The organism is Plesiomonas sp. ISS29, from assembly GCF_056522795.1.
The window spans coordinates 2450927-2472592 of sequence record NZ_JAWRZQ010000001.1; the positions used below are offsets into that span (position 1 = coordinate 2450927).

The following is a 21666-nucleotide window of genomic DNA, read 5'->3' on the forward strand; positions in this document are numbered from 1 at the left end:
AAGGTAACTTTTCATGGCTTACACCACGTTCAGTCAACATAAAAACAATCAATTATTAGAACCGATGTTCTTTGGCCAACCCGTTAACGTGGCTCGTTATGATCAGCAAAAACATGAGATTTTTGAGCGTCTGATCGAAAAGCAGCTCTCTTTTTTCTGGCGACCAGAAGAAGTTGATGTCTCTCGTGACAGAATTGACTATCAATCACTGCCAGAGCATGAAAAACACATTTTTATCAGCAACTTAAAATACCAGACGCTACTTGACTCTATTCAGGGGCGTAGCCCAAACGTGGCGCTGCTACCGCTGGTTTCCATCCCAGAACTTGAAACCTGGATTGAAACTTGGTCATTTTCTGAAACTATTCATTCGCGCTCGTACACCCACATTATCCGCAATATCATGAAAGACCCAGCAGTGGTGTTTGATGATATCGTGGTAAATGAAGAGATTAAAAAGCGCGCTACCGATATTTCGGGTTACTACGATAAACTGATCCACGACAGCAATCTGTATCATCTGCTTGGTGAAGGCACACACACCATCAATGGCACAACCCACACGATAAGCCTGCGGGAACTGAAAAAGACACTGTATTTGTGTCTGATGAGTGTCAATGCACTTGAAGCGGTGCGTTTTTATGTGAGTTTTGCTTGTTCGTTTGCGTTTGCTGAACGTGAGCTGATGGAAGGCAACGCCAAGATCATTAAGATGATCGCACGTGATGAAGCGCTGCACTTAACCGGTACACAGCACATTGTCAATTTAATGCGTACAGGGCGTGATGATCCTGAAATGGCTGAGATTGCAATAGAGTGCGAAGCGGCCTGTTTTAATCTGTTTTTGGAAGCCGCAGAACAAGAGAAAAATTGGGCTGAATATCTGTTTAAAGATGGTTCTATGATTGGCCTGAATAAAGATATTTTGTGCCAGTATGTTGAATATATTACCAATATTCGTATGCACGCCGTTGGTCTGATCATGCCATTCCCGGCGCGCTCTAACCCGATTCCGTGGATTAACAGCTGGCTGGTTTCTGACAACGTACAAGTTGCGCCACAAGAGGTGGAAGTCAGCTCGTATTTGGTTGGTCAAATTGACTCTGAAGTTAATCAGGAAGATTTGGACGATTTTGAGCTCTAAACGCTATTTTCGGATCACCTTGCGTGATCCGAACTCGGCTTGTGTCTCGCCTGCGATGATTGAATATCGCGGGCAGCAAAGTTTGCTTGAAACACTTGAGCAGGCGCAATACCACCCTGAGTTTCAATGTCGCTCAGGGTTTTGCGGTGCGTGCCGCACTCGCTTGCTCAGCGGGCAAGTCACCTATCAGCAAGAGCCTCTGGCATTTATTGCCGCCGATGAAATTTTGCCCTGCTGCTGCATCCCCGCATCTGATATTGAAATTGAACGTTAGAAATTGAACGCTAACTGTTAGTTTAACTCTCTTATCGGTTTCTGATTTCAGTCTCAGTTCACTGATACCTGTCACTTATACTGGCTTTTTTGCCGCCTGCTGTACCATACCCGATTTAGGGATAACCACGGTTTCGAGTGATTCTATCCACTCATAATGGCCAAAAATATCACGCGACTCCAGATAGCGCCGCAGCATATCAAGCAGCAATGTGGTGACAACAACCCGTTGTTCGGCAGCATGGCGTACATTCAGCTTCACCCGCTGGCCAAATTCATTATTCTTGTCGGCCAACGCAACCGCCACTTCAATATGATTATCAACCAGTAAAATCCGCGATGTAGATAACCCTAAATCAGCGCCGGTTCTCTCTCGACTGGCCTCCGCCATAGCAATAGCATGCCCCAGCAGTTTCTGGTTATCCGGCAAACGCTGATCTGTCTGGCCAATCACCCACCCCTGACGCAATGCCAGTGCAGTTCGCTGATCATCTTGCAGTGTGGCGGCCACTAACCCACCGGTAAAGGTTTCAGAAAGCGACAGCGTAATTTTACTCAGTGCTAAAAAATCCCCCAACTGTTCAGGTAACGATCCGCTGCCTGAAAAAACAATATTATCTTCTAGAATGTCGGCAATCTGATTCATCAGTTTAAGCAAATCACTGTGCAGCTCCGCAGGGCCTGACACTTTAATTTCAATAAACGGTAACGCAGAACGGTAGCCTATCACCACACCGGTAGGAACATTTAGTATAGCTAGGCGATCAGCAATACCGCTTTCCGTTAAACCAAATGAGGTGATACGCAAACAAATAGGCGCAGCGGGCAGCGTAAAACGTTGTTGAATCAGTGGAATAATTTGCTGATCGATCATCGCTTTAAACTCAAACGGCACACCAGGGGTAAAAAAGAATAGGCAACCATTGAGCTTAAACATAAACCCGCATGCTGTACCAACAGGGTTATCAATTAGCTCAGCATATTCAGGCAATAACGCTTGTTTGGTGTTCGACTCCGGCATCACTTTTCCTGATGCGGCATAACGTTGTTGCAGTGTATCTAACCACACCAAATTGACCACTAACCGCTGGTTTAACGCATATGCGGCCGCCTCGGCAGAGAGATCGTCACTGGTCGGCCCTAAACCCCCGTTCACAATAATGATATCAGCCTGCATGCTGCGATCAGTAAAACAGCGAACCAAGCTCTCAAGGTTGTCACCGGCCGTTGACCGATAAGTCAGCGGAACGCCACTTTGAGATAACCGCTGCGCCAGCCATGCTGCATTAGTGTCAACTATTTCACCCTGTAGCACTTCATCTCCGGTGCTGATCATCTCAACGCGTAACGCTTTACTCATGTGGGTCTCCTTAATGTGATACAGACGACCCGCCTCGCCTGAACTCTACACTGTGCATACATCTTAACCATTTAATAAAAAAGAGAAAATTACGTTTTGCAATTTGTTGGTTCAAAAACCAAGTCTGCCGCATTTTCATGCGATTTCCGCCCCACATTACAGGATGAGACAAGCAAAGTGTAATTAAAAAATTACACTTCTTCTGAATACATATCCATTTATCACACTGATTCTGCTAAAAACACTCCATGTGTAATTAAAAGTTTACATTGCAAACAGGGTTTGACAGCTATGGGCTTATTATTTAATCTGCAGAATATTCATTCGTTTATTTGATAAATAATCAGATTAAATCATCAGACATTGTTAACTGTTGGTTAAATGCAGCGAGTGCTGAATTTATTATTGGATTTTATACTAGCGGTTATTTTTTATGGGCAGAGGGAGTCATCAGTGAAAAGCCGAGTGTTAGGTAGTATTTTGATTGTGGCAGGCATCACAATAGGTGCGGGTATGTTAGCAATGCCACTGGCTTCTGCGGGAATCGGTTTTTTACCTACCCTAGCAATGATGATCGGATTATGGGCATTAATGAGCTATAGCGCACTGATGCTGGTTGAAGTGCATTTATCTGCGCCAGAAGAGCCGGCACTCAGCGCTCTGGCGGAACGCTATCTGGGCAAACCCGGCCGCTGGTTAATCAGCTTTAGCATGCTATTTCTGATGTATGCGCTGACTGCCGCCTATATTACCGGAGGCGGTAGCCAACTGGTTCACAATTTAAATAGCTGGTTTGGCTGGGCACTCACCCCGATACAAGGCACGCTACTGTTCACCGTACTGCTGGGTGGCGCAGTTTGTGTCAGCACACGTTTTGTTGACTCCTGTAACCGTGTGTTATTCAGCATTAAACTGATTGCGCTAGCACTCGTTTTATTGCTGTTAATCCCCCATGTTGAAGCACAAAATCTAACCGCAATGCCGATTCAGAATATGCTGCTACTCTCAGCTTTACCGGTATTTTTCACCTCATTTGGTTTTCATATCTGTACGACCAGCCTAGTTCGTTACCTAGAGGGGGATGCTGCAAAACTGCGCTTTGTGTTTCTTACCGGCAGTGCCATTCCACTGGTGATCTACATTCTCTGGCAACTAGCCACTCACGGGGCAATCAGCCAACAGGCGTTCTCCCATATTATTGATGTAAATCCAACCCTGTCAGGGCTGATGGAAACAGTTGATTCGGTAGTTCAAAACTCACGCGTTGATCTGGCTGTCCGTATCTTTGCCGACATGGCGCTTGCTACCTCATTTTTAGGTGTTTCACTGGCGCTGTTTGATTTTCTGGCTGATGCCTGCCGCCGTAGTAATCAGGCATCAGGGCGTCTACAAACCGGGCTGTTGACCTTTATCCCCCCAGTACTGTTTGCTCTGTTCTACCCGCAAGGGTTTATTTTGGCACTTGGCTATGCCGCCATTCCGTTGGCAATATTAGCGTTATTACTGCCTGCCGCTATGGTATGGAAAGCCAGACAGCGCGCACAGCAAAAACCCTATGCCTATCAGGTAATGGGGGGGACTGCCGGATTAGCACTGGTCGCGGTGCTAGGGCTTTTTGTTATTGCAGTGCAAATTGCTTCAGCATCAGGCCTGTTACCTGCGGTTGCCGGTTAACAACTTACTGATAAATAAAAATAAAAAATTAATGCTGGAAGATAAAGAGGTCGCACAGTGAAAAACCGTTTTATAGGAAGCGTTCTGATTGTTGCCGGAACGACAATAGGCGCGGGGATGCTAGCAATGCCACTTGCCTCAGCCGGAATCGGCTTTACTGCTACCTTGATAATGATGCTAGGTTTGTGGGCGCTTACCTGTTATAGCGCATTAATGCTGCTGGAAGTACATCAACATGCCGCGCCCGATGCGGGGCTTGGGTCGCTGGCTGAACAGTGCTTTGGCGCTGCCGGCCGCTGGATTGCCAGCAGCAGCATGGCATTTTTAATGTATGCGCTGATCGCCGCTTATATCACTGGAGGGGGTGGCCAGTTATCAAACAACCTTAAGCTCTGGCTGCATTGGGATTTCAGCCCGCTGCAAGGCACTTTGCTGTTTACAGCTCTGCTCGGCGGTGCGGTATGTATCAGTACACGAGCAGTTGATGCCCTAAACCGTGTGCTGTTTACTGTAAAGGTGATTGCCCTGATCCTAATGCTGTTTTTGATGTTGCCGCACGTAGAGGGAACAAACCTGCTGGCCATGCCGCTGAAACAGGGGCTAATTTTATCGGCTATTCCGGTGATTTTTACCTCATTTGGTTTTCATGGCAGTATTCCAAGCCTAGTGCGCTACCTCAATGGTGACACCAAAAAGCTAAAAATTGTGCTGATACTGGGTAGTGCTATTCCGCTGTTTGCCTATATTTTGTGGCAACTTGCCACACATGGTGCTATCAGCCAAGCGCAAATGACCTCTATTTTAGCCGATAACCCAAGTCTAGCCGGTTTAATGCATGCCGTAGATAATGTGGTTGCCAACCCGAAAGTTGATGCTGCTGTGCGTATTTTTGCTGATATGGCGTTAGCTACCTCATTTTTGGGGGTAACTCTTGGCATGTTTGATTTTCTAGCCGATGCATTCCGCCGCAGCGATAATGCATCAGGCCGCTTACAGACCAGCTTGATCACTTTTATCCCCCCGCTGATTTTTGCACTTTTCTACCCGCAGGGGTTTGTGATGGCACTCGGCTATGCCGCCATTGCGCTGGCGATTCTAGCCTTATTACTGCCTGCCGCTATGGTGTGGAAAATGCGCCGTCATTCACAGAATACCCCCCCAAGCGGCAGTGTAAAACCAAACCGCATAACCTACACATATGGTATAAACAGCTATAAAGTGAGCGGGGGCATTGTCGGAATTTTCGTTGTGTTTGCTTCGGGCATTGCCATTATCGCCATTCAAATTACCGGATCATTCGGGTTGTTACCTGCCGTTGTCGGTTAACAGATAACTTTTTCGGTATCCCACAATATTGTGGTTACTCATAAAAAACATAAAAAAAGGCGCTGAAAAATCAGCGCCTTTTTTTATAAACAACTTACTGTTTTAACAAAACAGCTTTATCTACATCTACATCTACATCTATTAGTGAGACAGCGTATAGAAAATTGCTGAAATTGCGATACAACCAATCAAAGTTACAAAAATATTGCTTGGTGAGCCTGCATATTTTTTCATCGCCGGCACTTTACGTACTGCATACATCGGCATGATGAACAGCAGCAGAGCGATAACCGGGCCACCCAACATCTCAATAATATGTAGAATGCTTGGGTTCAGCGTTGCAATACCCCATGTAGTCAGCAGAATAAAAACAGCGGTAATGCGGTTCAACGTTTTAGTTTGTACGGTTTTACCTTTACTACGTGCCGCTTTCAGTACAAGGCCATTCAAACCTTCACGCGTACCCAAGTAATGGCCTAAGAATGATTTGGTGATAGCCACAAAAGCAATCATTGGCGCCAAATACGCGATCACTGGATTATGGAACTTGTTAGCCAGATAAGACAAAATTGAGATATTGTCTGCTTTTGCCTGTGCCAGTTCAGCCGGTGATAAGCTTAGTACACAGCTAAACACAAAAAACATCACAGTGATCACCATCATGATATGGCTCATCAACAAAATGCGTGAGCTTTTCTTATCTGCCAGTGCGCCGTATTGCTGCTTTTGTTCTACCGCAAACGAAGAGATAATCGGTGAATGGTTAAAAGAGAACACCATCACCGGAATAACCAGCCACAATGTTTTCGCAATATTAATAACGCCATCACCACCAGCTGGCACGTAATGGAAAATAGAGGTATTCCACTCAGGGATCAAATACAGAGACATAAATACCAGCACCGCCACAAATGGGAATACCAGTACGCTCATCGCTTTCACGATCAGCTTCTCACCACAACCCACAATAGCCATTAAGCCAACAATCAGCACCAGAGACAAAATAGCACGCGGAGGCGGTGTCATATGCAACTGATTCAGCATAAAGCTCTCTACCGTATTGGTGATCGCCACACTATAAACCAGCAAAATCGGGTAAATTGCAAAGAAGTACAAAAACGTGATCAAATAACCCGCTTTTGAACCAAAATGCTCTTCTACCACTTCCGTAATATCATCGCCCTGCTGACCTGAACCTGACAGCACAAAACGGCATAGTGCACGATGAGCAAAAAATGTCATCGGCAATGCCAGAATAGTCATAACCAGCAAAGGCCAGATACCACCAATACCCGCCTCAATCGGCAGGAACAGAGTACCTGCACCTACTGCCGTACCATACAGACCGAGCATCCATGTGATGTCTGTTTTATTCCATTTCATCAATGCATTGCTGTTGTCAGCCTTTAACGGCTGTTTTGCTACTGTATTATCCATAGGATTATCTTCAAATTATTAATATAAAAACTGTCTGTATAACCATGCAAATCATCAGGTTGAAACGATTCAATTCAATGGCTAACAGCAAGATGGTCTACTAAAAAATGTATGCAACTATCCCCTGCTTAAAAATAAAAGCAGCATGAGGGAAACCATCCGTTGGAATGCGCTCAGAAATGAGGCTTAAATTGCAGACGATGATGTGTTCCGATCATCGTAGAATGGGCGGGCAAACACCTGAAAACGATGTTTACCAAGCAATAACTGATGGCCTGTTAATTTTTAATGTATGCCATCTAACGCTCAACACCCTGTTACTTGCTTAAGAAGCGGTGCTCTACTTCAGATGCAAACAGCTGTTCATCACCGATAACTCAGGCTTTTGTGAGCATCTTGGTAGTGTGCAACCCGTTGCCATGCAAATAAGTGGCCGCCATTATAGCGATTCGCATCAATTGGTCGAGTCCTAAATCACACTTTTTATATGGCCTTATACAGTTTATAAAGCCATAAAGAGATCTAGATCACATCTTTTATGGATAGTATCCAGACAAGTGTGATTACACAGTGCCAGCACTACACTATGCAGGCTTGTTCATACCAATGTGCGGAATGCCATCTTCCAGATATTGCTCACCTGCGGGCACAAAACCGTGCTGGCCGTAATAATCTTGCAAATGTGCCTGTGCACTCAGGTGTATCGCGTGATCTGGCCACAGTTGCGAACAAAGTTTTACCCCTTGGGCAATCAGCTGATGGCCCAAACCTTGCCCACGGTGTGACAGACGGGTGATTACACGGCCAATCACCGGCATAACCGGATCGACAATACCCGGCGCCATTGCCCGCAGATAGACCACTAACTCATTATTTTGATAGCCCAACAGATGATATGTTTCCGGATACAGATCTTTTCCATCCAGATCCTGATAGGCACACGCCTGCTCAACAATAAATGCCTCAGCGCGAAGCTGCAGCAGTTGGTACAACGCCACATTATTTAACTGTTCAAATGTACAACTACGCCATACTAACGACATCAATCACTCCTTCAATACACACAGATTGGTGCAAAAACTCACACCTTAAGTTGTACCGTACTCTCAAGCGCTATCTGATTACGCAATGGATAAAAACAGCGGTTTCAACCAATAATAAACAGAGCGCACATAGAAACAGTAAATAGTAGAAATAGTGGTATTGACTATATAACAGGATAGAGATTGAGGATATACAACGTGCAGATGCATACGTATCGAGGGATACTATTCAATAAATTAAAGCTAGCAGATCAAAAACGAGGATACCAAACGGGGGCTATCAAACGAGAAGTATACAATGAAAAGTATCAAACGAGTGCTGTAGTAGAATGTAACTGATTAAAGTTCGACCAAAATAAAACCGCTCCATAATTTTAAGCAACATTTTGTTGCTCTATTATAAAGCGGCTTACATGCACTACACACTGACCCATACGGAAAAGTGAATTATCTTATCGGCCGACTGTATTAAAGGCATACGCTTCACGTAATGAAACGGTAATTTGATCTTTGATCACGGGTGAAAGTGCCGCAGCATGGCAGCCTTCTAACGCACCGGCTAATGCCCACAGCAGTTTTTCGGTCACATCACTGCACTGCGCTTTGACTTTGACATAGGCTGCTACTGCACCTAACGCTTGCAACTCACTAATAGAACCAATACCGGCTTTACGCAACAAACGCTCTGTTGATAAGCCCATATTAGGTAAATCCTTTAAACGCTTCGCTTCCCCTCCCTTTTTCTCTTGTTTGTCATTGCGGGCACCAATAAGTGCCTGATTTGCCATAACAACCAATTGATCAAGGTTATCCCACATTACCTGTTCAACTTTATAATAACGCAGCATCACTGGGCGGCCACGCTTGGTATAAACGAAAGGGGTCATTCCTCTTGCAATAAAACGCGCTTCTAAACCATTGCAAGCACGCAAATAAAGGTGGTCTTCAGACACAACAGCAAACATCACATCACCTTGGTATAAACCAAATCCGCCAAACATAGAGCGAGATTTAACTTCACCAAAGTGAACTGAAAAAATTTCACACGCTTTTTTAATAAGGTCTTTATCTACGGTGTTCATTTTGCCTCCATGTTGCTTGTTTTATCAGCTAAACAAGCTCTCCCTATGCGAATTAGGTAATGCGCACTAATTTATAAAAAATTACAAATTTACGAAGTGCGTAACATAAGTATGAAATCATTGCTATCTTCGCGATTCTACCGACAATAAGCAATACCACTAGTCACATTTTTGACGCAAGATAGGCTAAATATGCTAAATAAGTACTAACTATCGGATGAGGACATATTAGCAAATATGAAACAAAACACGTAAAAACTAAAATATCTCACTTATTTATGCGAGGCTAATCGCGTTTGCAATGTAATAGAAAATTTATAATTTAGTCATCGCGTTTTAATAATGGCACACAGTTTATAGGTACAAGGTAAATTTGACGCTTTACACCACAAGTGTTTATGGTGATAAAACAACCGCCATGATTAAAAAAAAGCCAATGCGAGCCTCCATGAGTTACCCTATTTATTGTTTTTTGTTGTGTCTATTTATTTTCATTAGGTTAATTTTTCATATTGGAAAATAATTAACTCCCATTTTTATGATTTAAAATCAATAAGATAAAATTCATAGCAGACTGTCTTGAAATTTTTAATGCTCAACAGTTTGCGAACTTAATCACGTTAGTCTTGTATCTTTCAAAAGTCTCGGTAGACTTAGTTATCAAGAATGGAACATTTGTGTGGCGATCTAATCCCACCGTCTGACGATGGAATGTTCATTCAAAAATGACGTAAGGCCTTTGAGTCTTACGCAATTATTTATGCCTTTCATTGATGATAACGAGGCGCAAGACATGAAAAAGACTGCAATTGCACTGGCACTGGCTGGTATGGCATTCGCTGCTTCAACTCAAGCAGCTCCACAAGAAGGCACTTGGTACACTGGTGCTAAGCTGGGCTGGTCTAACTACTACAACACTGACAAAGACGATAATTTCTTTGGTAATGATAGTGTTGCTAGTAAGTCTACTCACTTTAGCAAAAACTCTCTGGGCGGCGGTGTATTCGGCGGCTACCAAGTAAACCCATGGTTCGCGGTTGAAATGGGTTACGACTACCTAGACAAAATGAAGTCTGACAACGGTAAGATGGAAGTTCAAGGCATTCAGCTGAGCGGTAAGTTCAGCTACCCAGTAATGCAAGATCTTGACCTGTACACTCGTCTGGGTGCTATGGGCTACCGTGCTGACATGAAAGGCAGTGAAAATGGTCAATTCGACCGTTTTGAAACTGGCGTTCGTGCGCTAGCAGCTGTGGGTGCAGAGTATGCATTCAACCAAAACTGGGCTGGCCGTATGGAGTACCAGTACACCAACAAACTGGGTAACGCTAACCAAATCGGTACCAGCGCTGACAACGGTCTGCTGACCATGGGCGTTTCTTACCGTTTCGGTCAAGAAGTTGCTGAAGCACCAGTAGTTGTTCCAGCTCCAGCTCCAGAAGTTGAAACCAAGCGTTTCACCCTGACTTCTGACGTTCTGTTCAACTTCAACAAAGCAACCCTGAAGCCAGAAGGCCAGCAAGCTCTGCAGAAGATGTACAGCGAAATCAGCAACATGGGTCTGAAAGATCAGACTGCAGTTGTTATCGGTTACACCGACCGTATCGGTTCTGACGCTTACAACCTGAAGCTGTCTCAAGACCGTGCACAGTCAGTAGCTTCTTACCTGGAAACTCTGGGTGCTCCAGCTAACATGCTGTCTGTAGAAGGCCGTGGTAAAGCTGATCCAGTAACTGGTACTAAGTGTGACGGCATCAAAAACCGTAACTCTCTGATTTCTTGCCTGGCTCCAGATCGCCGTGTAGAAATCGAAGTTCAAGGCGTTAAAGAGCAAGTTGTTGAAGCTCAGCAGTAATTTCTGCTAACCCTTTGAATAAGCATAAACCCCGCCATGGCGGGGTTTATTTTTTGAGTAAATCGGCCAAATCACTGCGGGCTGCCATGATCTTACTTTCGTAACGATTTTTACTCACTGAATCTTCAAGTAAATGGGTAATAGTGCCTGATAGTGTCATTCCCAATGACTCGGCACGTTGTGATAACTTTTCCCACACCAGATACTCAAGGTCGATCGACTTTTTTCGGGTATGCTCTTTTTCTGCGTTAAAATAGCGTTTACGTGTTGCACGCACAACCTGCTTTAGTTTGGTTTCATAGGCAGTATGCAGGTTTTCTTGTATCCATGTATTGAGCTGTTCAGGCTGATGCTCGGTTTGCAGCAGCAGTTCATACACCGTATTAATTTCACTCAATTCGGTATAACGTGTTACATTTTCCCCTGCGCGCATTTTTTTGACTAAATACGCCCATTTCCAGCCACTCTCTAAATTTTCAAGTTGCTGATATTTCATCTTTAAATCCTCAATGAGAGGTGTATTCTTCACGATACTGAATGATAACAAAAGCAAACACAGTCTGCTTACACTCTCTGGCAGTTACCGGCGCTAAATTTGTTATAATCCTACTTCTTATTCACTATGCAGTATACGAACTTGACTAAACACGAACTTGAATGGCAGCAGCTTTTGCCTGATACCCAACAATATGAGCCATTATTTGCTCTTTCAGATGAGCAATCACCTCATAGTTTTTTAGATATGCAGCCAAGACTTGCGGATACGCTTGATCGCTTTTGCCGGATCACGCACCAGCCCTCATTTTTGTTAGTTAAAGGCAAAGAGAATCAGCGTTATCTTTCGTTGATCGCTGAAGCGGTGAGCGAACGCCTTCAACCGTTAGAGGAAGTCACCGGTGTAAGCTACCGTTTTGATAGCAAAACCAACAAAATGCTGATGACTCCTGCCATTCATGCCAATGATAATTTTGCGGCCAAAACCGTCTGTGCATTTGATGAGTGGCTGAGTTGGGATCAACTCTTTGGCTGTGTACGTGAACGCGGCGAAACTATCACGGTTGAACCGGGTTTAATCCATCAGGCAAACGGGGGCGTTTTAGTTCTGCCATTGCGTACGTTATTAGTACAACCGGCGTACTGGTTTCAATTGCGCAAAACACTACTGAGCAAAACATTCCACTGGTGTTCAGCTGATGAGTCTAAATCTCTTCCTGTTGCCATGCCACCTATGCCACTCGATATTCGGGTGATATTACTCGGTGATCGTTTCAGTTTGGCGGAGTTCGGCGAACTTGAGCCCGATCTTGATACGCTCTCTATGTACACTGAAATTGAAGATAATATTGCCATTACCGATGATACTGCTCTTTCTTCATGGGTCGGGTATGTCAACAGTATGTGTAATGATCTGAATTTACCAACACTCACCCCAAAGGCGTGGCCGGTATTGTTTCATGCTGGTTCACGTGAAGTAGACGATCAAATGCGTTTACCACTCTGCCCGTTGTGGTTAGAGAGCTTACTGGTGGAAGCGGCCATTGAATCTGATGATGAACCCATTAGCGATGAGCACCTGAGTGATGCTATTCATGCCCGTAAAGACCGCGCCAATTATTTGCCGGAAAGGGCAATGGATGATATTCATCGCGGGCAGGTGTTTATTGATACGGAAGGTGCGCAAATTGGTCAGGTCAACGGTTTGTCTGTGCTTGAATATCCGGGCCATCCGTTTGCCTTTGGTGAACCTTCACGCATCAGTTGTGTAGTACACTTAGGTGATGGTGATATTGCTGATGTTGAACGTAAAGTAGAACTTGGCGGGAATATTCATGCCAAGGGAATGCTAATTATGCAGGCATACCTGTCATCTGAGCTCGCATTGGAGCAGCAACTGCCCTTCTCTGCCTCGCTGGTATTCGAGCAGTCATACGGTGAGGTTGACGGCGACAGTGCCTCACTGGCCGAACTGTGCGCGCTGGTTAGCTCTTTATCTTTAAAACCAGTCAGCCAGTCTATTGCAATAACAGGTGCAGTCGATCAGTTTGGTCGGGTACAGGCTGTCGGCGGTATCAACGAAAAAATTGAAGGTTTTTTTGCTGTCTGTGAAAAACGTGGGCTAACCGGTGAACAGGGCATTATTTTACCCGAAAGTAACTTGCGTCATCTGTGTCTTTCTGATGAAGTTGTTGAAGCCGTGAAAGAGGGTTCATTCCATCTGTATGCGGTAGAACACGCTTCTGAGGCCTTATCGCTGCTGACTGGTGTACCTTTTGACACTGAAGATGAAGAGAAAGAGTCGTTACTGAATCTTATTCAGTTGCGAATAGATCAGGTAAATTTACCGCCATTAAGACCGTTACCGTTCTTTTTACGCTGGCTCAACTGGTTTAACCACAGCTGATCGGACTTGTTCAGCGTACAAGTGTTAGCTAAGTTAGGGGCAGAATTCACTGACAAACAAAATGAATGCCATGCTTATAAAACGCTTTTCGTACTCAAAGGAAGATTTACTGGCCTCTAGCCGTGGTGAGTTGTTTGGTGAAACTGGTCCACAGTTGCCAGCACCGAGTATGTTGATGATGGATCGCATCGTCAACGTCTCTGACACCGGTGGTAATTTTGGTAAAGGCTACATCGAAGCAGAGCTCGATATTAATCCTGACCTGTGGTTCTTTGCCTGCCACTTTCCGGGGGACCCGGTAATGCCTGGTTGTCTCGGTCTTGATGCTATGTGGCAACTAGTTGGGTTTTTCCTCGGCTGGAGCGGTGGTGAAGGTAAAGGGCGTGCACTCGGTGTGGGTGAAGTGAAATTCACCGGCCAAGTTCTGCCGACTGCGAAAAAAGTGGTGTACCGTATTCATCTGAAGCGCTTAATCAACCGTAAACTGATTATGGGTTTAGCTGATGGTGAGGTAGAGGTTGATGGCCGTGTTATCTATAGCGCCACCGATCTGAAAGTTGGCCTATTTAAAGACACATCAGGTTTCTAAACGGTTGCTACAACACTGTGACTGCAACAGCTTCCACGCTGTAAATCAAAGTCTGGTATAAGAGCGGTGCGAAAAGACTTACAGCACCGCCAAACCGAAAATGTAGTCAGCGAATGTATGATAAAAATACCAAAATAATCGGTTTATTTTGGTGTTTTGTTTTCTCTGTATCTGTAACCAAATAGTGAGCTGTACAAATTATCTGTAATAACCTACTTATCTGTAATAACCTACGCCGCTGCCGCCGATTTTTGCACAATGTTCTTCATCCATACTCGGCTTCGAACACGGTAATAACAACCGACAATTTTCACTGCCTCTTCAGTAAAAATAGCTAAGTAAACCCACTGCATGCCTACATCCGTATAAAATGCAAGAAACGCAACCAGCGGGATACCGATAAACCACTGGGCTATCACATCCTGATAGAAACAGAATTTAATGTCTCCCCCTGCCCGCAATACACCGATAATCATCAGCATCGGAATACTTTTTAGCAATACCGCGACAGAGAGCATCACATAAAAGCTTGAAGCCAGATCAAGTGTTGGCCCTTTCAATCCACTGAATAAACCCAGTACTGGCGCTTTCACCAGCAACATAACAATAGCCACTATCACGGCACTAGCCATACAAAAGGCGTTGGCAAGCCATGCCTGACGATAGGCCAGCTCAAAGCGGCTTGCACCAAGCTGATTACCAATAACAACTGCTGCCCCCGTGGCAATACCGTTTAGCCATGCCAGACATAATGATTCCAGCGGGGCCATTACGGTCAATGCAGCCAGTGCTTGTGTACTAATGTGGCCAAAAATGGCGTTGTACATAAACACACCACCTGACCACACCACCATGTTACCGATAAGAGGAATGGCCAGCTTTAATAAGCGGACAACTTCAAGATGATTTAGGCTTTCAATAAAATCTTGGCGACTAAAGGCCAGTAAGTGTTTACGCCAGTACAGCCACGCGGTCAGTGCAACCACTTCAATCAGCGCACTCAGCAGTGTACCCCATGCAGCACCCACAATACCCAATGCCGGAAAGCCCCACTTCCCGAAAATAAGTATGTAGTTAAACAGCACATTCAGGCTGATACCAAAAGCACTAAACAGGGTACTTGTGGTGGCCTGATGCATAGAGCGCAAACCGGCGGCAAAACTTGCCCCGACAGCGGTGAGGAGCATGTTTCCGGCTGTGATCTCCATAAATGAAGCGCCAAGGGCAATCACTTCAGGAGAATTGGAAGCCAGCCCCATGACTTGTTCGGGTAAAAACAAAAACACACCGGCACCGAACAAACCGACAACGCTGGTAATCAACATGGTCAATGCAACGGTGCGTTTCATACCACCGTTATCACCGGCCCCCCAATACTGAGCCAGCAGCATGCTACCGCCGGTACAAACACCGATCACCAGTAGTGTAGTCACAAAAATGGCACGGCCAGCAACACCGATTGCGGCAACATCGGCTTCCCCCAGTTGCCCCAGCATGACGATATCCACCAAGCTACGTGAAGAGAACAGCACCACTTGCAGGGCTACCGGTAAGGCAACGGTTAACAACTGGCGAAAAAACGCCATATTTGTGGTTGCGATATGTATATTTGACTGCCGAGCCTGTGACATAACCACTCCAAATACAAAACCGGTAAACGGGGTAAAGAGCACGAACACCACGGTTCCGGTAAGACATCTAAAAGACAACGCCTAGTGTAAAGGAGCAGTAAAAAAGTGTTACCCGCTTATCCGTGACACTGATGGCAAATTTACGTTCAAAAACTGAAGGGGTTACAAAGTGCTGTTTTATTCAGCAATCTCTGGCGGAGATTATCGTATTTGGTTATAGGTAAATAATATCGTAATGCGTTAACGCAATAAGCTATTGCTCAATAAACGACCATCAGTACACACGTATAAACTCGTGTGCAGGCAGGCAAAAAAACGGCGATCTCAACTGAGATCGCCGTTTCTATTGATCAATATCTATTACGCAGCAAACATCTATCACACAAAAAAGAGCGCAGAACAGATCATATTGGGGATGATGGTGCTTTTTCCGGTACAGCACCACGAATTGCCATGCCGTAATAGCAGCCGATAGAGATTAACGCGCAGGCCGCCATCGTGCCGACCATCGGCCAAATAGTGCCTGATGGCATAAAGGCCACCAGCGATCCAACAACGGCACCGGTACCAAAACGCAATGTACCGGCCATTGAAGAGGCTGTTCCAGCAATATGCGGAAATTCTTCCAAAATTGCGGCCATAGCATTTGAGCCAACAATAGATATTGCGCCAACAAACAGAGCAACACCGCTGACCAATGCCCAGAAGCCAAGCCCTAACAGCCCCCCCAGTACCAGCCAGACACCCATGCTAAATTGGATCCACAGGCCCGTTTTCATCATAAAATTAGAGCCTTTGCGTTTTACAAAGCGCCCATTAAGGCTGGTAATGATGATTAAACAGAGAATATTTAGCCCGAAATAGTAGCCAAAATGCTGTGGATCAACCCCGTTGAGATCGATATACACAAATGAACCGGCAGTCAGAAAAGTGAACATTCCGGCAAATGAGAATGCGCCACTGAGCATGTAACCGAGCACTTGCCGCTGACGCAGCAGCACGGAGAAGTTCCCCAGTGTACTGCGAACATTAAACGGCTGGCGTTTTTCAGGAGCGAGGGTTTCGGGGATAAAGCAGGCCACCATCAGTGAACAGATCACTGCCGCAATGGTCAGTACCCAGAAAATAGCATGCCAATCAAACCAGACAAGCAGATAACCCCCCAGCAACGGGGCGATGAGCGGAGCAACGGTCATAATCAGCACAACCATTGACATCATGCGCGAGAAGTCATCTTTGTGGAATAGATCGCGCAGCAACGCATTGATCACAACACCAGAAGCTGCACCGGCAAAGCCCTGAATCAGACGTGCAGCGATAAAACAATCAATATTGCTCAGTTGAGTGCAGGCAAGCGAAGCCAGCGCAAATAACAGAGTACCGATAATAATAATCGGTTTGCGGCCAAAACTGTCGGCCGCAGGGCCGTGAAACAGCTGACCAACAGCAAACCCCAGCGTGTATGCTGTCAGTGTCAGTTGCACTGAACCAGCGGTTGCGTTCAGTTGCGAAGCAATGGTCGGCAGGCTAGGCAGATACATATCAATGGCCAGCGGCGTTAACATCGCCAGCATGCCGAGGATAAAAATCAGCAACGGTTGTCGCTGATGGGTATGGCTTTGTGTAGTCACTATTATCGAATTCCTGATCGGTTATTGCGAAACAATACGCTGTACTTCATCATCCGTAAGCCTGCGGTATTCGCCTTCGGCCAGATTGCTGTCAAGTGCAATACCGCCGACACACTCACGGTGCAGGGCAGTCACTTTGTTGCCAATAGCGGCAAACATCCGTTTTACCTGATGGTATTTCCCTTCCGTGATAGTCAGGCGTGCCTGATGTGAATCCAACAGCTCAAGTACTGCCGGACGCGTTAAATCAGGCTCACTGCGCAACTGTACGCCCTCGGCAAACAGTGCAACAGCGCTAGCATCAACCGGATCGGCTAGCGTTACTAGATAGGTTTTCTCGCAATGGTGGCGCGGAGAGGTAATTTTGTGTGACCACTGCCCATCATCGGTCAGCAGAACTAAACCTGTGGTATCAATATCTAAACGTCCAGCCGGATGCAGTTTCTGGCTGCCTGGCTCTTCAAGCAAAAACAGCACAGTTGGGTGATCAGGATCATCGGTTGAGCAGACATAGCCTTGTGGTTTATGCAGCATAAAATATCGCGGGCCTGTTTGTTGCTCGAGAGAATGTCCGTTATATTCTACTTTGTCATCAGGCTGTAACTTAAGTGCGCTGTTTTTGACAACTTCACCGTTTACAGTGACTTCCCCTCGGCGGATTTCGCGCCCTGCAATCGAGCGTGTCATGTCGGTTTGTTCGGTAAGAAATTTGTCAAGGCGCATGTTTATTCTCTAAAAATAGCTCGGGTTAATACGCGTATTATAAGCAGATTGCCGCTAACGAGCTAACGCATTCTGGTAAACTCACACTCTGGTGCTGTATCCAGACCGACGACTGACTTTGATGAAGGATTATCCGCGTGACAACACAAGAGCAGATTGCGCTTTGGCAAGCCCGCTATGGCGAAGAGCATAAAATCCGGCGCGATGATTATCGGTCAGCATTTCAGCGCGATCGTGCGCGTATTCTACACTCTGCCGCGTTTCGCCGTTTACAAGCCAAAACGCAGGTGCTAGGTGCTGGTATGAATGATTTTTACCGCACCCGCCTGACTCACTCGTTAGAGGTGGCACAAATTGGTACGGGTATTGTCGCTCAGCTCAAACGCAAATATCCCGAACAAAAAACAGTACTGCCTTCTGACAGCCTGATGGAGTCACTCTGTTTGGCACACGATATTGGCCACCCCCCTTTCGGGCATGGCGGAGAAGTGGCGCTGAACTATATGATGCGAGATCACGGCGGTTTTGAAGGAAATGCACAAACTTTTCGTATCGTGACACAGCTTGAACCCTATACCGAACAGTACGGCATGAACTTAGCCCGCCGGACACTGCTCGGGCTACTCAAATACCCCGCATTGCTCAGCCAAACGCAGGCAACAGAGCTTCCCCCTGCTGTTGCCCATTTTCGTCATTTGCAGGCCAATCAGTGGAAACCGGCCAAGGGTATTTACGATAAAGACAAGGCATTGTTTGAATGGGTTTTAAACCCACTGACATCCACAGAACGCACCCTGCTTAACACTATGCGGGCCGAACGCACAACACCAACACAACAGCTGAAAACGCGTTATAAATCGCTCGATTGCTCAATTATGGAGCTGGCCGACGATATTGCCTATGGCATTCATGATCTGGAAGATGCCATTGTGATGGGCATGGTTACCCGTGAACATTGGCGATGGGTCGAGCAGGCTCTGCAACCCATCAATGACCCCTGGTTTAGCCAGAATATCAACAGCCTGACCGATAAACTGTTCTCAACCCAGCACCATCTGCGTAAAGATGCGATTGGTGCGATGGTCAACGCGCTTATTACCGGTATTAGCCTGCAGTATGATTCGCAATTTACCGATCCGTTATTGGCGTGGAATGCAGCTCTGCCGGAGTCATTACAAAAAGTGATTGCCGTGCTGGTGCGGTTTGTGAACGAATTTGTCGTTCGCCGCACTGAAGTGCAAATGCTCGAATACCGTGGTCAGCAACTGATCATGACACTGTTTGATGCGCTGAGTGCCGACCCTGAGCGTCTACTGCCAAACAATACCCGCCAACACTGGCAACAATCGCGTGCCGAAGGGCACTCTGGTCTGCGTGTGATTACTGACTATATTTCAGGGATGACCGACGGATTTGCCCAGCGCATTTACAACCAGTTGTTTATCCCCGGTGATAGTGTGCTGTTTGAACCACACCATTAACTATTACTCTATTAATTAATAATTAACCATGACCGTATTTATTGCGTAAAAATGGCCATCAATACCAGCAAGAACGGGGTCGGCCTACCGCATGCCCCGTTTATTTATATTATCCCACTTATTTGTATCATAATTGTGTTACGGTTTCCGATTACGCTGACAGCCTAACCTAACCATCATCAAGGAGTCACCGGCGTTATGCCTGCACAACGCGCCTCTTCATCTGAATCAACCTCCTCCCCTCGGCTCTTTTTCTATGCATTTCGTCAGGCCTCTTGGGGCGGGCTCAGTGGTGATCTCATTGCTGGGGTTTCGGTTGCCGCTATCGCCCTGCCAGCACAAATGGCCACGGCACACTTAGCCGGAATGCCGCCGATTACCGGCATTTATGCGTTTATCGCCGCAGCCATTGGTTTTGCTATTTTGGGTGGTAACCGTTATTTGTCGGGCGGAGCAGACTCAACCATTGCACCGATTTTTGCCTCAGGGCTATCACTGATGGCGGTGGCCGGTTCAACCGAATACGCACATCTGGCCGGATTACTCTCAATACTGGTGGGTATCATTTTACTGGCCACTTACCTGTTCCGGCTCGGCTGGCTAGCGGATCTGCTCTCGTTTCCTGTCACTATTGGTTTTTTAGCCGGAATATCGTGCCATATTCTGATTGGGCAGTTACCACAGATTTTTCAAATTCAGGTTGCCAGCGGGCATCTGCTGTCACAGCTGTGGAGTATCATTTTACAACTTCCCCAATTAAATCTGCTTTCAACTGTGATCGGGCTGGGTATTTTTGCGCTGACAACGTTCTCTAGCCAGCGCTGGCCTCGCCTGCCGGCAGCGCTGATTGGGCTGAGTATTGTTGTTGCCGTAAATGTGCTGCTGCCTTTAACACACCATTTTTCCGCTTTATCCCATTACGGGCTGTCGATGCTGACCAATGTCAGCGGCCAGAAACCTGACTTTGCATTTTGGCACTACCCGTGGCACGACATTTTTAGCCTGTTTCCTCTAGCACTGCTGGTTTCCATGGTTTGTATCATGCAAACGGCGGCGGTATCGCGAACGACAAAAGACAGCGGTGCGCCAGTGAGTAAAGATTTTGCAGGTATTGGTTTGGGTTGTATTTTTTCAGGAATGGCGGGAACATTTCCCACCAATGCCAGCCCAGCCCGTTCGGTTGTAACGCAAAACTCCGGCGGACAGAGCCAGTTATCGGCACTGATTGCTGCCGGCATTTTGACGCTGATCGTGGTGTATGCTCAGTCAATATTAAGTTTGATCCCGCACGCAGCACTGGCTGGTGTACTGATGTATGTCGGGTTAAGTATTCTTAAAATCAGTGAGATAAAACGGATTTACCGCGAAAGCCGTGAGGAATTTTATCTGTGCATAGCAACACTGTGCATGATTTTACTGTTACGGATTGAAGTGGGTGTCATGCTGGGGGTTGTGCTCTCGTTGCTGCACGGCGTGTTTGTCACCGCACGCCCGAATAATACCGAGTTTATGCGGATCAAAGACACCACCATCTGGTGGCATCCTGATGCCAAACAACCGATGGAAACGCTGCCAGAGGTGTTAGTATACCATTTTGCCGCGCCGCTAAATTTTACCAACGCAGAGTATTTCACCCGACAACTGCTTCAACAAATACAGCAAAAACCGGCAATACACCTGTTGGTGATCGAGTGCAGCGGAATTTTAGATATCGATATGACTGCCGCTGATAAGCTCAAAACGCTAATTATCAGCCTGCATCAACGGCAAATTTGCGTCTGTATTGCACGTTTGGAAGCGGTGCGTGCCCGTCAGGCACTGTGGAATACCGGGCTGCTTGAGATCCTGCCCGAAGAGAATGTCTTTTATAGTGTACAAAATGCCATTGATGCCCGGCTGCCGGAAGCTCAAACCGCACAACCTTATCTACCGCAGTGAGTAATCCGAAAGAATCAGTGGCATGCCCCAAAAAAAGCCGATCATAATTAAGATCGGCTTTGTTGTGTTCATGTGAGC

17 protein-coding genes are annotated in these 21666 nt (G+C 46.1%); 9 read left to right on the top strand and 8 right to left on the bottom strand.

Annotated features, from left to right (window positions below):
* Positions 1-13 precede the first annotated feature (13 nt).
* Positions 14-1144, top strand: coding sequence for a class Ia ribonucleoside-diphosphate reductase subunit beta (gene nrdB, locus AC1HDJ_RS10970; protein WP_479535852.1), 1131 nt, complete (start codon positions 14-16; stop codon positions 1142-1144).
* Positions 1145-1199: 55 nt separating this feature from the next.
* Positions 1200-1418: a class I ribonucleotide reductase maintenance protein YfaE gene (gene yfaE / locus AC1HDJ_RS10975; RefSeq protein WP_479537105.1), complete on the top strand. Its 219-nt coding sequence runs from the start codon at positions 1200-1202 to the stop codon at positions 1416-1418.
* A 75-nt stretch (positions 1419-1493) separates the two neighbouring features.
* On the opposite strand, the gene AC1HDJ_RS10980 is transcribed toward yfaE, so the two are convergent.
* Positions 1494-2777 carry a CinA family nicotinamide mononucleotide deamidase-related protein gene (locus tag AC1HDJ_RS10980; protein ID WP_479535853.1) on the bottom strand — a complete coding sequence of 428 codons (1284 nt, stop codon included), beginning with the start codon at positions 2775-2777 and terminating at the stop codon, positions 1494-1496.
* Positions 2778-3230: 453 nt separating this feature from the next.
* Between AC1HDJ_RS10980 and tyrP (AC1HDJ_RS10985) the strand changes: the two genes are divergently transcribed.
* Together tyrP (AC1HDJ_RS10985) and tyrP (AC1HDJ_RS10990) are read left to right on the top strand one after the other, a co-directional pair.
* On the top strand, positions 3231-4451 hold the full coding sequence (gene tyrP / locus AC1HDJ_RS10985; protein ID WP_479535854.1) for a tyrosine transporter TyrP: 1221 nt from the start codon (positions 3231-3233) through the stop codon (positions 4449-4451).
* Between the two features lie 117 nt (positions 4452-4568).
* The gene (tyrP, locus tag AC1HDJ_RS10990; RefSeq protein ID WP_479538101.1) at positions 4569-5777 is read left to right on the top strand and encodes a tyrosine transporter TyrP; all 1209 of its coding nucleotides are present in this window, start codon (positions 4569-4571) and stop codon (positions 5775-5777) included.
* Between the two features lie 141 nt (positions 5778-5918).
* Here the strand turns inward: tyrP (AC1HDJ_RS10990) and AC1HDJ_RS10995 are convergent, their stop codons facing one another.
* From AC1HDJ_RS10995 to AC1HDJ_RS11005, 3 genes are all read right to left on the bottom strand, one after another.
* The gene (locus AC1HDJ_RS10995) at positions 5919-7214 is read right to left on the bottom strand and encodes an HAAAP family serine/threonine permease (protein ID WP_438621876.1); all 1296 of its coding nucleotides are present in this window, start codon (positions 7212-7214) and stop codon (positions 5919-5921) included.
* Positions 7215-7798: 584 nt separating this feature from the next.
* A complete protein-coding gene (locus AC1HDJ_RS11000) occupies positions 7799-8257 on the bottom strand; it encodes a GNAT family N-acetyltransferase (RefSeq protein ID WP_479535856.1) in 459 nt (152 codons plus the stop codon).
* A 452-nt stretch (positions 8258-8709) separates the two neighbouring features.
* On the bottom strand, positions 8710-9339 hold the full coding sequence (locus tag AC1HDJ_RS11005; protein ID WP_479535857.1) for a TfoX/Sxy family DNA transformation protein: 630 nt from the start codon (positions 9337-9339) through the stop codon (positions 8710-8712).
* A 793-nt stretch (positions 9340-10132) separates the two neighbouring features.
* On the opposite strand from AC1HDJ_RS11005, the gene ompA reads away from it, so the two are divergent.
* Positions 10133-11194 (top strand): porin OmpA, encoded by a 1062-nt coding sequence (gene ompA, locus AC1HDJ_RS11010; RefSeq protein ID WP_479535858.1) that lies wholly within the window; start codon positions 10133-10135, stop codon positions 11192-11194.
* A 46-nt stretch (positions 11195-11240) separates the two neighbouring features.
* Here ompA and matP read toward each other — a convergent pair whose 3' ends face one another.
* Positions 11241-11690, bottom strand: a complete 450-nt coding sequence (matP, locus tag AC1HDJ_RS11015) for a macrodomain Ter protein MatP (protein ID WP_479535859.1) — start codon at positions 11688-11690, stop codon at positions 11241-11243.
* Between the two features lie 141 nt (positions 11691-11831).
* Here matP and AC1HDJ_RS11020 point away from each other — a divergent pair, with 141 nt between their 5' ends.
* Together AC1HDJ_RS11020 and fabA are read left to right on the top strand one after the other, a co-directional pair.
* Positions 11832-13595, top strand: a complete 1764-nt coding sequence (locus AC1HDJ_RS11020; RefSeq protein ID WP_479535860.1) for an AAA family ATPase — start codon at positions 11832-11834, stop codon at positions 13593-13595.
* Positions 13596-13665: 70 nt separating this feature from the next.
* A complete protein-coding gene (fabA, locus tag AC1HDJ_RS11025) occupies positions 13666-14184 on the top strand; it encodes a 3-hydroxyacyl-[acyl-carrier-protein] dehydratase FabA (protein ID WP_479535861.1) in 519 nt (172 codons plus the stop codon).
* A gap of 230 nt (positions 14185-14414) precedes the next feature.
* Here fabA and AC1HDJ_RS11030 read toward each other — a convergent pair whose 3' ends face one another.
* The 3 genes from AC1HDJ_RS11030 to rsuA form a co-directional block, all read right to left on the bottom strand.
* The gene (locus AC1HDJ_RS11030) at positions 14415-15815 is read right to left on the bottom strand and encodes an MATE family efflux transporter (RefSeq protein WP_479535862.1); all 1401 of its coding nucleotides are present in this window, start codon (positions 15813-15815) and stop codon (positions 14415-14417) included.
* Positions 15816-16219: 404 nt separating this feature from the next.
* Positions 16220-17446 (bottom strand): Bcr/CflA family multidrug efflux MFS transporter, encoded by a 1227-nt coding sequence (locus tag AC1HDJ_RS11035; RefSeq protein ID WP_479535863.1) that lies wholly within the window; start codon positions 17444-17446, stop codon positions 16220-16222.
* A 21-nt stretch (positions 17447-17467) separates the two neighbouring features.
* A complete protein-coding gene (gene rsuA, locus AC1HDJ_RS11040; RefSeq protein WP_479535864.1) occupies positions 17468-18169 on the bottom strand; it encodes a 16S rRNA pseudouridine(516) synthase RsuA in 702 nt (233 codons plus the stop codon).
* Between the two features lie 137 nt (positions 18170-18306).
* Here rsuA and AC1HDJ_RS11045 point away from each other — a divergent pair, with 137 nt between their 5' ends.
* Positions 18307-19650: an anti-phage deoxyguanosine triphosphatase gene (locus AC1HDJ_RS11045; protein WP_479535865.1), complete on the top strand. Its 1344-nt coding sequence runs from the start codon at positions 18307-18309 to the stop codon at positions 19648-19650.
* A 198-nt stretch (positions 19651-19848) separates the two neighbouring features.
* Positions 19849-21588 carry a SulP family inorganic anion transporter gene (locus AC1HDJ_RS11050; RefSeq protein WP_479535866.1) on the top strand — a complete coding sequence of 580 codons (1740 nt, stop codon included), beginning with the start codon at positions 19849-19851 and terminating at the stop codon, positions 21586-21588.
* Positions 21589-21666: the final 78 nt, after the last annotated feature.